This is a genomic window from Thalassospira sp. ABD4_177 (assembly GCF_056160125.1).
In genome coordinates this window covers 18,782-32,662 of the sequence record NZ_JBSWWO010000003.1, presented here as the reverse complement: position 1 = coordinate 32,662, position 13,881 = coordinate 18,782, and the positions used below count along the sequence as shown (strand labels likewise).

Sequence of the window (13,881 nt, the reverse complement as noted above, 5' to 3'; positions counted from 1 at the left end):
CTCCTGAGCCGGACCAATCGGATTTGCGGGAGCCGGTTGGCAGGCCTTTTGTTTTGTCTTGTTTGGGTCTTGTCCGAATACGTTTAGAAGCGCGGGATGTCCGGGAACTTGTCGGCCACCGCCTTGGCATGCAGGGTTTTAAGTTCCCCACAGCCATGCAAGGTCGGGAATACCTTGCCGGGGTTAAGCAACTGGTCCTCGTCAAAGGCCATCTTGATGCGTTCCTGATGCTTCATGTCATCGGTTGAGAACATCTCGCCCATCAGGTCGCGCTTTTCGACGCCGATGCCATGTTCACCCGACAGAACGCCGCCAACCTCGACACAGAGTTTGAGGATATCGGCCCCGAACGCCTCGGCCTTTTCAAGGTCGCCGGGTTTGTTGGCATCAAACATGATCAGCGGATGCAAGTTGCCATCGCCGGCATGGAAAACGTTGGCAACGCCCAGCCCATGCTGTTTCGAGAGGTTTTGCATGCCGGTCAGCACTTCGGACAGGCGACCACGCGGGATGGTGCCATCCATGCACATGTAATCGGGTGAAATGCGGCCAATCGCCGGGAAGGCATTTTTGCGGCCTGACCAGAATAGCAGGCGTTCTTCCTCGTTCTCGGAGATGCGGGAATAGACCGCACCGCAATCCTTGGCAATCTTGCCAACCCGATCAATCAGGTAATCGACTTCGACCTGCGGGCCATCCAGTTCGACCAAAAGGAGGGCCTCGACATCCAGCGGATAGCCGGCCTGAACGAACTCTTCGGTCGCCTTGATTGCCGGGGCATCCATCATTTCAAGGCCACCCGGAATGATCCCGGCGGCAATGATGGCCGCAACGCAATTACCGCCTTCTTCGGATGAATTGAAACCGAGCAACAATGCACGTGCGGTTTCGGGTTTGCGCAGGATGCGCACGGTGACCTCGGTCACGATGCCAAGCAGTCCTTCGGATCCGGTGACGATGCCCAGCAGGTCATAACCCGCCTGATCAAGGCCCTTGCCGCCGATGCGCAGGATGTCACCTTCGATGGTGACCATCTCGACACCGAGCACATTGTTCGTGGTAAGGCCATATTTCAGGCAATGCACCCCGCCGGAGTTCTCGGCGATGTTGCCACCGATCGAACACGCAATCTGGCTTGAGGGATCGGGGGCGTAATAGAACCCTTCGTGTTCGACCGCGCGCGTGATGCCGAGGTTGGTGACACCGGGCTGCACGACGGCCGCCCGGTTGTCCCAATCGATATCAAGCACGCGATTGAATTTCATCATACTAATGGTAATCGCATCGGCCATGGGCAATGCGCCACCGGACAAACCGGTGCCTGCACCGCGCGGAACGACACGGACTTTATTGGTATGACAATATTTCAGGATGTCTGCGACCTGTTGTGTGTTTTCAGGCAACACAACAATCATCGGCAGTTGGCGATACGCCATCAGCCCGTCGCATTCATAGGGCCTGAGCTGATCATCATCGACAATAACCCCGCCCGGTGACGGGATGATATCGCGCATGGCCGCAATAATGTCCTTGCGACGGGCAAGTGTGTTCTGATCAGGCTCAGGCATCCTAAGCATCGGTGGTTACTCCTCCAATTCGACCAGCAAGTCCTTGGCTTCGACCTGTGTACCGGCAGGCGCGTGGATTGTGGCCACGGTGCCGTCCTTTTCCGCGTGAACCGCGGTTTCCATTTTCATGGCTTCGAGCGAGCACATGACATCGCCCGCCGTGACCTTCTGCCCTTCGGAAACGTGAACTTCGACCACAAGACCCGGCATCGGGGCTGCGATATGCAGTTTGTTGCCATCCTCGGCCTTTGGTCGTGCCTTGCCCGAACCGGCCAGCGTTTTGTCGGCGACCTTGACGGTACGGGGCTGACCGTTGAGTTCGAAGAACACGGTGCGGTTGCCTTCCTCGTCGCCGGCTTCTGATGTTGTCAGGTAGCGGATGACAAGGGTTTTGCCTTTTTCCAGATCGACCGAGATTTCATCGTTCTGGTTCATCCCGTAGAAGAAGACCGGGGTCGGCAGAACCGAAACGTCGGCGTTGTGGCTGCGATGTTCGGCGTAATCAAGAAACACCTTGGGATACATCACATAGGATGCAACCTCGGCATCGCTGATGTTGCGATGGGTCTTTTTCTCGATTTCCTTGCGGGTGGCTTCGAAATCAATCGGCGGCAATGACTTGCCCGGACGATCTGTGAGCGCCTCGCCGCCTTTGAGCACCTTGCGCTGAAGGGCGGGCGGGAAGCCGCCAACCGGCTGACCGATTTCACCGCGGAAGAAGGAAATGACACTGTCGGGGAAGGTAATGTCCTTTTTGGGATCAAGAACGTCTTCCTCAGACAAACCCGATGTCACCATCATCAGCGCCATGTCACCAACGACCTTAGAACTTGGCGTGACCTTGACGACATCGCCAAACATCTTGTTAACCGCAGCATAGGCCTTGGAGACTTCGGGCCAGCGATCCTCGATCCCCAATGCACGGGCCTGTTGACGCAGGTTGGTATATTGGCCGCCCGGCATTTCATGGACATAAACGTCTGACGTGCCGCTGCGGATGTCGCTTTCAAACCCGGCATAGTATCGGCGGATCTGTTCCCAATAGGTCGAGACTTCCTTGAGCGCCTCGGTCTTAAGCCCCGGATCGCGCGGCTGACCGATATAGTTGTTGGCGATTGATCCAAGGTTGGGCTGCGATGTCAGACCCGACATGGAATCCATCGCCGCATCGACCGCATCAACACCGGCATCAATGGCGGCAATCACGGTTGCCGCCGAGATACCGCTGGTGTCATGGGTGTGGAAATGAATCGGGATATTGACCGTGTCCTTAAGCGCCGTGACCAGTTCGGTCGCCGCCGCTGGACGCAGCACACCCGCCATATCCTTGAGACCGAGAATATGCGCGCCGGAGGATTCAAGCTCGCGGGCCATATTCACATAGTAATCAAGGTTATATTTCGGGCGGTCCTTGTCATAGATATCGCCGGTGTAACAGATGGTCGCTTCGCAGAGCTTGTCGGTTTTCAGAACCGATTCCATCGCGACCTTCATGTTTTCAACCCAGTTGAGGCTATCAAACACGCGGAAGACATCCATGCCGTGTTCGGCGGCCTGCTTGACGAAGTAATCCACCGCATTATCGGGATAGTTCGTATAGCCAACCGCGTTAGACGCGCGCAAAAGCATCTGCGTCAGGATATTGGGCACATGTTCGCGCAGTTTGACCAGACGATCCCATGGATCTTCCTTGAGGAAGCGCATGGCAACGTCAAAGGTCGCCCCACCCCAGCATTCAATCGAAAACAGTTCCGGCAGACCATGCGCGTAATAGGGCGCAATTTCGAGCATGTCATAGGTGCGCATGCGGGTTGCCAGAAGGGATTGGTGGGCATCACGCATGGTTGTGTCGGTCATCAGGACGCGTTCCTGATCCTTCATCCAGCGTGAGAAGCCTTCGGGCCCCAACTGATCAAGCTTCTGCTTGGTACCCGGGCGGATTTCGCCAAGATCAATTGATTTTGGCATCACCGGGTCATGCAGATTGGTCGGCACCACCCGGCCTTCGACTTCGGGGTTGCCATTGACCGCGACTTCCCCGATGAAGCGCAGCAGGCGGGTCGCGCGGTCACGACGGCGCACGAACTTGAACAGGTCGGGCGTTTCATCAATGAAGCGGGTGGTGTATTCACCAGCGCGGAATTTCGGGTGATTGATCAGGTTTTCAAGGAAGGCCAGGTTGGTGGCAACACCGCGAATTCGGAATTCGCGCAATGCGCGGTCCATGCGGTCCACCGCTTCGCGCGGGGTGCTGCCCCATGCGGTGACCTTTTCAAGCATGCTGTCATAGAACGGCGTGATCACCGCCCCGGAATAGGCCGTGCCGCCATCCAGACGGATGCCAAACCCGTTGGCCCCACGGTAAACCTTGATGATCCCGTAATCGGGGACAAAGTTGTTTTCCGGGTTTTCGGTGGTAATACGACATTGCAGCGCGTGATCGCGCAGCTTGATCTTGTCCTGCCAGGGGATACCGGTTTCGGACGGGAAGCCGATGCGCCCGCCCTGGGCAATCAGGATCTGCGCCTTGACCAGATCAAAGCCTGTCACGCATTCGGTGACGGTGTGTTCGACCTGAATGCGCGGGTTGACCTCGATGAAATAGAATTTGGACGTGTCGACATCCATCAGGAATTCGACCGTGCCGGCATTGACGTAATTGGCGGCCTTACCCAGACGAATGGCCGCGTCACAGATTTCCTTGCGCTGGTCTTCATCAAGATAGGGGGCCGGTGCGCGTTCAACGACCTTTTGGTTACGGCGCTGAACGGAACAGTCGCGTTCATACAGATGCACAAGCGTTCCGTGGGTATCACCGAGCAGCTGGACTTCGACATGACGGGCGCGGCGGATCAGCTTTTCAAAATAGACCTCGCCATTGCCAAAGGCGGCCTCGGCCTCACGTCGGGCCGCGAGCACCTGCCCGGCCAGATCCTTGCCATTTTCAATAACGCGCATACCACGGCCACCGCCGCCCCAGCTTGCTTTGAGCATCAGGGGATAGCCGATATCCTCGGCAATGCGGGTGACTTCTGCCATGTCTTCGGGCAGCGCACTTGAAGCCGGCATAACCGGCACACCGGCCGTTTCGGCCAGATTGCGTGCGGAAACCTTGTTACCAAGGGTACGCATGACATCAGAGTCCGGACCGATAAACTGAATGCCGGCCTCGGCACAGGCATCGGCAAATTCGGGATTTTCCGACAGGAAGCCATAGCCCGGATGGATGGCATCAACATCGGCATCGCGCGCGACACGCAGGATGTCTTCGATATCAAGATAGGCGCGAATGGGTTTGTTGCCCTTACCCACCGTATAGCTTTCATCAGCCTTGAAACGGTGAAGGGCGAAACGGTCCTCGTCAGAGAAAATCGCAACTGTGCGAATGCCAAGTTCGTTGGCGGCTCGCAGAACACGAATCGCAATTTCGCCACGGTTGGCGACCAGAAGTTTACGGATACGCTTTGGTGCTGAACGCGTCATGGACACCGGGCTCCTACCACATTTTCCCGGCAGGAACGTGCCTGTGCGCGCCTGCCAAAACCAAGTGAAACGCCACGATATGGTCCTTGAATGCGTTGCGGTGCGGGGATGCCTGCAACGCCATACCTTTTGTGGCGATACGGGATGCGGCACGCGGAGATCTTGTGCAATGCATCCAGAGCTTTCGGCGCCCGGTGGGCAGGCGACGGTTCTGGTATATGCGCATTGCCCTCTCCCTGTCAAAGCATGATCTCATGAATTGGTAATACCAATTTTCGGATATCGCGACCAGTTTCTTTTCACCATACGGAACAGGTCATGGACCCCTTCTCAACCCGGGCTACCGGAAAACCGCGATCTTTCAGCGACTTTTGGCGCGAATATGCTATTGTCCGCCGTCAGAAAAACTGAAAATCCCGAAACGGTTACGCCCATGCCGAAGCTCAATCTTCGACTAAAGTTTTTGCTGCTCTCGATCCTGCCGCTGGTTCTTGCAGCTTCTGCGATCTCCTGGCTGGTCTTTGCCCAGGCCGAACGTCTGGCCGAGGCCGAGATCAGGACCTTTGAACGCAACATCCTGCAGGCCCGAAAGGACGAGCTTAAAAGCTATCTCGAGCTCGCGATGGCCTCGATCGATCACATCTATTCGGTGGCAAGTCCGCTGGATGCGGTGTCCAAGGAACGGGTCAAGGCGATCATCGAGGACCTCAGCTATGGTGAGGATGGCTATTTCTTTATCTATGACCGCGATGGCACGGCCCTCGTTGACCCGCCAGAACCCTGGCGCTTGGGGCGGACATACTGGAACCTGCGCGACATCAATGGCAACTCGGTTATCCAGGGTCTGATTTTCAATGCCGAAAAGGGTGGCGATTTCATGCGCCACGTCTGGGAAAAGCCATCAACCGGCGAGCCGACCGAAAAGATCAGCTATTCCCTGATGCTTGATAAGTGGGACTGGATGATCGGTACGGGGATTTATATCGACGATATTTCCCAACAGGTTACCGAGATCGAGGCAGAGGTTTCCACCCATATCCGCGAAACCACCATTTCGATCATCGGGGTGACCATTCTGGCCGTTCTGCTGGTGGGGATTTCCGGCACGGTTGTCACGCTTTCGGAACGCAAACTGGCCGACTCAAAGCTTAAGGAACTCACCCACCGGGTGGTTGATGTACAGGAACAGGAACGGCTTCGGGTGTCGCGCGAACTGCATGACGGCATCAGCCAGATCCTTGTTTCGGTCAAATATGCGGTCGAAACCGCGATTGCGCGCATCACGCAAAAACGTGACAACGCCATGGAACCGATGGAAAAGGCGGCCAAACGATTGCAGGACGCCATCCATGAGGTGCGGCGCATTTCACGCGATCTGCGCCCGGCGGTGCTTGATGACCTTGGCCTCAAACCCGCGATTGAGAGCATGTGTGCGGAACTGCAAGACCGGTCGGGCATCCTGATCGAAGTGAAGTGTGAAAACATCGACGCGAAGCTTGATATCGGCAAGAAGACGACGCTGTATCGTGTGTTGCAGGAAACACTGACCAATATCGAACGCCATGCCGATGCGACGGTGGTGAAAATCTCGATCAAACGCGAAGGCCAAAGCATCATCATGCGCATTGCCGATAATGGTGTGGGGTTTGAAACCAACCGCTATATCCGTAACCGCGATCCGCGTGCCGGCATTGGTTTGCGCAACATGCGCGAACGCATGGAATTCCATGGCGGCGGGCTTGCCGTGCGCTCCGAACCCGATGATGGTACGAAAATCACTGCATTTATTCCCGCCAACAGCCAGAATGCCCTACCCGATGATGCAATCAGCGGTTAATCTGGCCAAAGCACAACCCGACAGGACCCCGTTCGATCCATGACCAACGCCACCATTGTCAAAGAAACCTATTCCACCGATCGGCCATTGCGGATTTTGCTGTGCGACGATCACGCGCTTGTCATGGACGGCATCCGGTCGCGTCTGGAATGCTTTGAACATATCAATATTGTCGGCGAAGCAGGCAACGGGGCCGAGGCACTGACCATGGCAGGCGATCTGCAGCCAGACATCGTGCTGATGGATATTTCAATGCCGGTGATGAACGGCCTTGAAGCGGCCGAAAAGTTCCGCGAAACCCTGCCCGATACCAAGGTCGTCATCCTGTCGATGCATGAAAACCCGGAATATCTGCGCACCGCCCAACAGGCCGGGGCCAAGGGCTTTATCCTTAAAGACGTGTCATCGAACGACATGGTGCGTGCGATTGAAACCGTCGCCAATGGCGGCGAAGCCTATAGCTCCACATTCGATCGCATTACCGATGGTGAAGACATCGAAAGCGATGGTGTGCCGCTGACATCGCGTGAACGCACGGTCTTGCGGCTTCTGGCCAAGGGGGCCAGCAACAAGCATGTGGCGCGTGAATTGGACATCAGTGTCCGGACCGTTGAAACCCACCGGCGCAACATCAAGCGCAAGCTTGATATCGACAGTTCGGCGGGTCTTGTGCGCTATGCCATTGAAAAGGGTCTGGTAACCCTTGCTTCCACCAACTGAAATCACAATCTGGATCACAGTCGCGATCAGATCAGCATGACTATGCATTGATTTCACATTCTGGTACGGTACATTAGGCTGTGGATTGGAGGAATTACAGCTTTCCGATCCAACCGTTGCCGGGATTGGTCCCGCCATCCAGATCAGCCCGACGTCATGGGTAAAAAGCGTGAACCACACAGCAAGCTATACATTCCGACCCGAACTTGCGCGGTGCCGCGAATGCGGCGTGCGGAAATTTGCTTTGTTCAACAACCTGACGGACGAGGATTTCAAACTCGTCCATATGCCGGTTGAAGACATCACGTTGCCCAAACGTGACACGCTTTATAATGCTGGCGATCAGGCGCAATCGATCTATACCCTGCGGTCCGGCCTGATCAAACTTGTGCATTACCTGCCAGATGGCAATCAGCGTGTTGTTCGCCTGGTGAAGCCCGGCGGCACCATCGGGCTTGAAGCTCTGGTCAGTGATTGTTTCACCCATCACGCCGAGGCGCTTCAGGACAGCAAGCTGTGCCGTATTCCCATTGCCGTGATTGAAAAGCTTGATAGCGAAAGCCCGCGTTTGCACAAACAGGTGCTGAACCGCTGGCATCAGGCGGTGATGGAATCGGATAACTGGCTGACCCAGATGTCGACCGGGACCGCGCGCGAACGCGTCGCCCGCCTGTGCCTGTTTTTGCATGATGACGTGACCGATACCTGCACCTTGCCGGGGCGCGAGGATATTGGCGCGATGCTTGGCATCACCACCGAAACGGCCAGCCGGATCATTGCCGATTTCAGACGTCATGACATGCTGGAATTCAAATCGCGCAATGTCTTTGGGCTCAACCTTGCCGGACTTCGCGCTGTAGCCGGGATTGAGGACACCACCGGTTCAGATCGCTTTGAAGACTAAGCAGTTGTTCGCAGAATTGCCAATAGGCTATCTAAGCGCATCCTGCAGGTCGGTTTGAAAAGCAGAATTCGGTCCGCAAGCCTTTGAAAGTCTTTCATACTCCTGCGGGGTATCTATTTTCCTGTGCTGTTCGCGACTACGACGGCGAATGTCATTCAGCCGTCTTTTGAAATCGCGTCCATATTCCGAATGAAGCCGACGCATGGCACCGGGCACATTGTCAGCGGGCATGGGGAACATCGCCTCGACCTTACCGACGATATCGTTGACCAAATCGTCCAGGGCCACGCGAATATCATCTTCCATACCCTGATTGATTTTGACGTGTTCACCTTCGTGGGCGTAGACGACATCATATTCACAGGTACCACGTTCCAATTCGGCCGGTATATAGACCAGATGCTTGACCACATCGACCTTCGGATTGACTAAAACGGGATCAAGACAATAACGCCCGGGACTGACTTCGCGTGGTTCAAAGCGCATATCAAAAGATGCGTTGACCTCGTATTCGGTCAGTCCGGTGACGAGATAACGCGAATCACCCCCGGCACGGCTATTGAGCCAGCGAATGGAGCGATAGCGATCAAGCATCGGGTCTAAGCGATTAAATTCGAGGAAGGCCTTTGGCGCGCTGATCGGCGCACAACTGCCCTGCGCGCGGACGGCGCCGGGAACCAGGAGCAACATGGTCAGACAGGTCAAAACAGCACACAGGATGCCGCTTTTTGAAATCTGTCCTGTCGTCTTCTGCCCGAACCCTGGCAAACGTTGCTCCTGCCTTTAATGAAAATGCTGCGCGCAGAACACCTGCACGCAGCGTTAATGGATCTGTCTTTACGGTGGAATGTCAGACGTGGCTCACATGGTCGGCACAGTCGACACAAAGCGGCGTGGTCGGATCAAACTCAAGACGCTTGGCTTCGATCAGCTCGCCGCAATTGTGGCAATGCCCATATTCGTCGTCATCCATGCGTTTGAGGGTCTTTTCGATCCGCTCCAACTCGACCGTGCGGCGACGTTCCTGTTCAAGATGCATTTCCTGATTTTGCAGGGCATCCATACGTGACAGACGACCAACGGCCTGCTGATCAAGTTCGACCGGCTTGCGATAGTCTTCTGAATGCGTGGAATGCGACAGAATTTCCGCCCGGCGTTCCTCCAACCGGGTGCGCAATTTCGCAAGATCAATGTCCTTTCGATCTGTCATCCGAAACCTCGTTATGTGTTGTTGTTCTTACCCTTTAATATGGGGGCACAGGGGCCTTCTTCGCCAATATATAGGTCAAATAATTCAAAAAAGTGCCCATCACGTGCAATTGCCGCAGGCATCGACGAGCTTTTCAAGTGCTGCCTTGGCCTCGTCATCATCAAGGCCTTCGGATTTGATCTTTTTCTGGATTTTACAGCACAGGGCCGGGCCGTCCGGGAAGGGCTTGTCGGTCCAGAACGGGGCAGTCGTAGCAAAATATCCGGCCTGATCGAGGAACGAGACCCCGTAATAATAGGCCGCCCCGACCGAGTTATAAAAGGTCGGATCATCAATAAAGCCTCCATCGGGTGTCATGGATTTGGTCAGACACCAATCAAGCACCAATGCGATGTCTTTGGACGCGGCATTTTGGGTATCGGCATCCACCTTTGTCCAGCCAAGATCAAAAATCTTGGTGACGTCGTAATTGTTATGGTTGTTGAAATCACCATTGTGCTGCCAGCCAAACGGATAGGCATCATCGCGGATCGCAAGCGTGGTGTTGAAAATCTGCGTCCACAGATCGACCTTGCCGTGCTGATAGGAAATATTGTGGAAGGTCAGGCTGAGATCGTTGCTTTCAAGAACGCCCTGATCAGCGGTATCAAACCACCCGCCCCAATAGCCGCTGTCCTTGTCCTGCCAGTCATCAAGCCATGTTTTATAGGCGTTGATATAATCATCGCTCAGATCAAAGCCCTTCACATTGGCTTTGAAGTAGTCGCGGATTTCGCTTTTAAAGCACATCTGAGACAGTGCTGCGGTCACAGCCCCCAGCGCATCACGGCGATCAAGACCATCGGCAAAAATGCGGGATGTTTTGTGACCATCAAGCCAGGCAATCATTTTGTCGGGTGTTGCAATTGGTGCCATAAATGCGAACGGATATTCGGGCGCCTGCCCTTCGTCGGCCAAGGTATTGACCGCATCAATCATCGCATCGACTTTCAGGAACCATTGATCGTAGCACGGCCCCCAGGAGCCATCGCTTGCGACCTGTTTTTCGGCCCATGCCTGATCCGGGTTTTCAAGCGAGCTGGCAAAACCATCAAGCTTGCTTCCGAGTGTTTTCCAGTCGGCGGTATATTGCAGCAACCATTTGCATTCGATCATTTGCTGATCAGATGCCGCCATGCTGTTACCGGTTTTCTGGGCTTTGATCAGTTTTTCCTGCAAGGGTGCCAGCTTTGCCGCAAAGGCCTTTTGCTGCGCGATATAGTCGGGATCAAACGTGCAAAACTGTTCTGTGATCAACTTGGTGAAATCTGTCAAAGCCCGGCCCCCTGATGCGTGTCCCTGTTATGCCTGCGCAAAACAATGACAAAAACCGGAGCATATCCAAAGCATTATCGACAGGGCGTTTGGGCGACTGCACTGAATTCGGATGGCGCGATGTGACGATAAGGGTTTTGGAAACTAGTCTTCGAGCAGCCAGTTGCGGATCACACGCAGCGCCTGATCCGGATCTGTTTCGACAATTCTTGCGGCAACATTGGCCTTTTTGCGATCAATCATGCCCTCGATCCCGGCAACACTGAAACCATCCGCATGATCCGTCGCCGGGAGGGTTGAGACATCTGTTGCTGTTCCCTGCAATCTTTCGCGCAAACGCACATCCGTTCCCGATTCGTAACGTGGAATCGGCGCAGCAGGCTTTGGACCGGGCAAAAAGGATGGTCCGTCTGCCATCTTATCGGGGTTATCAGTTTGCGTCATGGGCACAACTTTCGTCCTATGCTTTGCGCAGTTTAACATATCGTCGCAAAACCACTGACGACTAATCCCCCATCCCGGCAGAAATAGACGCCCACAATTCCGCAATGTCCTTATATAAGAGTGAAAGAAACTTTGATTTCCGGGCGTTTCAGGTGCTACCTTTTCTTTTAACTAATTAAAATAATTAGGGTGGAGGCCGTCCATGGATCAATCATATGTCTTGTTTTTGATCGAATTATCGCCCCGACGAAACCTTTCAAGGGCTATCAAAAAAGCGCATTTCGGCAAGTGCCGCGCGCATTGAACCGATCCAAGAAACTCATGATTGTGAAATTTATACTTCCACAATGCGTCATGTATATCTAGGTTGGAAGAATCTGGACTCCACCCCTTTCGGGTAGCGGTCGCAATACTTTTGATATGGGCACACAAACCCACGGGGGCGAAGGTTTTTGTGAGGCATAATACGTTTATCCTGATTGTTGCACTGACCGCGATGCTGACAAGCATTGGCAGCACGCACGCGTTCGAATTCGGTGAGTCACCAGAGCTTGCCAAGCAGGTTGAAAACGGAACCCTGCCACCGGTCAAGGACCGCCTGCCGACCACGCCGATGATCGTCTCGCCGACCGAGCGCACAGGCACTTATGGCGGCACGTGGAAAATGGCCCAGCGCAACAAGCGCGACCATGCCCTTTTGATCCGAAATATCGGTTATGAGCCATTGCTGCGCTGGACGCCGCAATGGTCATCAACCATCCCCAATGTCGCGCTGTCCTTTCAGCCGAGCAGCGATGCAACGGAGTTCTTTTTCCGTCTGCGCCCCGGCATGCGCTGGTCGGATGGTGCCCCGTTTACTGCCGAAGATATTGTTTTCTGGTACGAGGATATCCTGAACAATCCGGCATTCGGGGATGCGGTTCCTGAATGGTTGATGGCAGGCGGCAACAAGGTGCAGGTCGATGCGATCGACGCCCATACCGTCGCGTTCCGGTTCAGCGAACCCTATGGACTGTTTCAAACAGCACTTGCGCGCCCGGAAGGGGTCGAACCGGTAAGTTACCCGGCGCATTTTCTGAAACCGCTTTTGCCGAAATATAATGCCAATGCCGATGCCATTGCCAAGCAGATGGGCTATGCGGGCTGGAAAGAACGCTTTGTCGATGTGTTCGGACAACCCGGAACGATTGATGATCCGTCACGCTGGCACAATCCGGATGTGCCAACCCTGAATTCCTGGGTTCTGGATGGGGTTTACGGCGAAGATGATCCGCTGATTGCCAAACGCAATCCGTATTACTGGAAGATTGACCCGACCGGCCGCCAGCTTCCTTATATTGATCAGGTTTCCATGACCCTTGTGCCGTCCAAAAGTGCGGCCGGGGAGGCAGCGATTGCCGGCAAGGTCAATATGCAGGAACGCCATGTCAGCAAACATGCCGATGACGTCCTGTCCAAGAACAAGGATCTGTTGCCGTTCACACTGGTGGAAAGCGACATGAATGTCCTGACCTTGTCGCTTAACCTGAATGACAAGGACCCGGTGCTGCGCAAAATCTTCCAGAACAAGGATTTTCGCGTTGCCCTGTCATATGCAATTGATCGCGAAGCCATTATTGATCGCTTTGTGCCCGGCGCATTGCCCCATCAGGCGGCCCCGCGCCCCGAAAGCCCGCAATATCATACGGTTCTGGCACGCCAGTTCATGGCCTATAACACCGATCTGGCGCAGACCTATCTGATCAGGGCCGGGCTGACGGAACGCAATGATGACGGCATCCTGATGCGCCCGGATGGCAAACCGCTTTCGTTTTCCATTGATACAGAAGGGGCAGAACGGTTCGAGATGCTTAATGCTGTCACGCGCTATTGGCGCGAGCTTGGCGTTGATGTGACCGCACGCAATCTGCCGCGCGACGAGTTTGTCGCGCTTCGCGAAACCAATGATCATCAAGCCAGTGCCTGGGGGGGGGATGGCGGCCTGGATGCCATGGTGATCCCGATCAACTATCTGCCCATGTCGTCCGAATCATCCTGGTTCGCCACCGGCTGGGCCCATTGGTATCTTAATCCCGAAAGCCCGGATGCGATCACACCGCCCGATGCGGTGCAAAAGCAGTTGGCACTTTATGATCAGCTCAAGGCGACAGCAAATAGCGAAAAACAGAATCAACTGATGCGCGATATTCTCGACATGAGTGCAGATCAGTTTTACGTTATGGGGATCGCCTTGCCGCTCAACCGGAAAGGTGTCGTCGCCCGGGACTTCCACAACGTTCCCAAGGTGATGCCGGCTGCCTGGAGTTACGCAACCCCGGCGCCGACCAACCCAAGTCAGTACTTTATTCAGGCCGAGTAAAGTTCACACACAATAAGCACCATTCGGAACGGGGAGCCGAAG

General features: G+C 54.9%; 10 protein-coding genes. 4 read left to right on the top strand and 6 right to left on the bottom strand.

All coding sequences use genetic code 11. The annotated features are described in order from the left end of the window. Positions 1–83: 83 nt before the first annotated feature. Positions 84–1,568: an FAD-linked oxidase C-terminal domain-containing protein gene (locus ACXAF0_RS16120; protein ID WP_475347192.1), complete on the bottom strand. Its 1,485-nt coding sequence runs from the start codon at positions 1,566–1,568 to the stop codon at positions 84–86. 15 nt (positions 1,569–1,583) lie between these two features. Beyond that, positions 1,584–5,051, bottom strand: a complete 3,468-nt coding sequence (locus ACXAF0_RS16115; RefSeq protein WP_475346861.1) for a pyruvate carboxylase — start codon at positions 5,049–5,051, stop codon at positions 1,584–1,586. Positions 5,052–5,484: 433 nt separating this feature from the next. Here ACXAF0_RS16115 and ACXAF0_RS16110 point away from each other — a divergent pair, with 433 nt between their 5' ends. The 3 genes from ACXAF0_RS16110 (at position 5,485) to ACXAF0_RS16100 (ending at position 8,512) form a co-directional block, all read left to right on the top strand. Continuing rightward, positions 5,485–6,888, top strand: coding sequence for a cache domain-containing protein (locus tag ACXAF0_RS16110; RefSeq protein WP_475346860.1), 1,404 nt, complete (start codon positions 5,485–5,487; stop codon positions 6,886–6,888). Between the two features lie 39 nt (positions 6,889–6,927). Then, positions 6,928–7,608, top strand: a complete 681-nt coding sequence (locus tag ACXAF0_RS16105; protein ID WP_475346859.1) for a response regulator transcription factor — start codon at positions 6,928–6,930, stop codon at positions 7,606–7,608. 244 nt (positions 7,609–7,852) lie between these two features. Next, positions 7,853–8,512 carry a Crp/Fnr family transcriptional regulator gene (locus ACXAF0_RS16100; RefSeq protein ID WP_475346858.1) on the top strand — a complete coding sequence of 220 codons (660 nt, stop codon included), beginning with the start codon at positions 7,853–7,855 and terminating at the stop codon, positions 8,510–8,512. 27 nt (positions 8,513–8,539) lie between these two features. Here ACXAF0_RS16100 and ACXAF0_RS16095 read toward each other — a convergent pair whose 3' ends face one another. From ACXAF0_RS16095 to ACXAF0_RS16080, 4 genes are all read right to left on the bottom strand, one after another. Beyond that, the gene (locus tag ACXAF0_RS16095; RefSeq protein WP_475346857.1) at positions 8,540–9,217 is read right to left on the bottom strand and encodes a hypothetical protein; all 678 of its coding nucleotides are present in this window, start codon (positions 9,215–9,217) and stop codon (positions 8,540–8,542) included. Between the two features lie 145 nt (positions 9,218–9,362). After that, complete coding sequence (locus tag ACXAF0_RS16090) at positions 9,363–9,722, bottom strand: TraR/DksA family transcriptional regulator (protein ID WP_475346856.1); 360 nt, start codon at positions 9,720–9,722, stop codon at positions 9,363–9,365. Positions 9,723–9,821: 99 nt separating this feature from the next. Continuing rightward, the gene (locus ACXAF0_RS16085; RefSeq protein ID WP_475346855.1) at positions 9,822–11,036 is read right to left on the bottom strand and encodes a hypothetical protein; all 1,215 of its coding nucleotides are present in this window, start codon (positions 11,034–11,036) and stop codon (positions 9,822–9,824) included. 144 nt (positions 11,037–11,180) lie between these two features. Next, entirely contained in the window at positions 11,181–11,480 is a 300-nt protein-coding gene (locus ACXAF0_RS16080) for a hypothetical protein (RefSeq protein ID WP_475346854.1), read from the bottom strand. 454 nt (positions 11,481–11,934) lie between these two features. Between ACXAF0_RS16080 and ACXAF0_RS16075 the strand changes: the two genes are divergently transcribed. Further along, the gene (locus ACXAF0_RS16075) at positions 11,935–13,839 is read left to right on the top strand and encodes an ABC transporter substrate-binding protein (RefSeq protein WP_475346853.1); all 1,905 of its coding nucleotides are present in this window, start codon (positions 11,935–11,937) and stop codon (positions 13,837–13,839) included. The last annotated feature ends 42 nt before the right edge of the window (positions 13,840–13,881 follow it).

Bases quoted from the DNA above. Each gene is read 5' to 3' on its own strand.
- ACXAF0_RS16080 (WP_475346854.1), bottom strand. From the start codon at position 11,480: ATGACGCAAACTGATAACCCCGATAAGATGGCAGACGGACCATCCTTT.
- ACXAF0_RS16120 (WP_475347192.1), bottom strand. From the start codon at position 1,568: ATGCCTGAGCCTGATCAGAACACACTTGCCCGTCGCAAGGACATTATT.
- ACXAF0_RS16105 (WP_475346859.1), top strand. From the start codon at position 6,928: ATGACCAACGCCACCATTGTCAAAGAAACCTATTCCACCGATCGGCCA.
- ACXAF0_RS16110 (WP_475346860.1), top strand. From the start codon at position 5,485: ATGCCGAAGCTCAATCTTCGACTAAAGTTTTTGCTGCTCTCGATCCTG.
- ACXAF0_RS16115 (WP_475346861.1), bottom strand. From the start codon at position 5,051: ATGACGCGTTCAGCACCAAAGCGTATCCGTAAACTTCTGGTCGCCAAC.
- ACXAF0_RS16090 (WP_475346856.1), bottom strand. From the start codon at position 9,722: ATGACAGATCGAAAGGACATTGATCTTGCGAAATTGCGCACCCGGTTG.